Raw genomic sequence first — 431 nt, 5'->3', positions numbered from 1 at the left:
ATGCTTAACCACCTCTGAGAATCCCGCGGCCACTTCGCGTGGAGGAAGCGTGCGCAGAAGGGCTGTATCATACGCGACGAGACGCGGCTGATGGAATGCGCCGATAATATTCTTTCCAAGCGGATGATTGACGGCAACTTTGCCGCCGACACTGCTATCATGGGCAAGCAATGTTGTTGGAATCTGCACAAAATCAACGCCGCGCATATAGGTCGCCGCGACAAACCCTGTAAGATCTCCGACAACCCCACCGCCAAGCGCCAAACACGCTGATTTTCGATCCAAGCCCGATTCTAATGCCTGCGTCATAATCTGCTCATACACAGACAAGCTTTTCGCTTTCTCTCCTGCCGCCACAATATGATGATACACAGCATACCCGGCGCTGCGAAGCACAGACTCTGTCCTATCTAAGTACAGGGACGCTATAT

The 431-nt window shown here is 52.7% G+C and carries 1 protein-coding gene; it reads right to left on the bottom strand.

All coding sequences use genetic code 11. The features are described from left to right. Positions 1 to 431, bottom strand: a 431-nt coding sequence (locus LKX83_RS31895; RefSeq protein ID WP_227887279.1) for a 3-dehydroquinate synthase, incomplete at both ends; no start/stop codon positions are given.

Origin of the sequence: Cohnella baijiui (genome assembly GCF_020731285.1) — a bacterium.
In the GTDB taxonomy this organism is placed as follows: domain Bacteria; phylum Bacillota; class Bacilli; order Paenibacillales; family Paenibacillaceae; genus Cohnella.
Note: the sequence above shows the minus strand (reverse complement) of the source record. Positions and strands in the feature narration are given on the sequence as shown.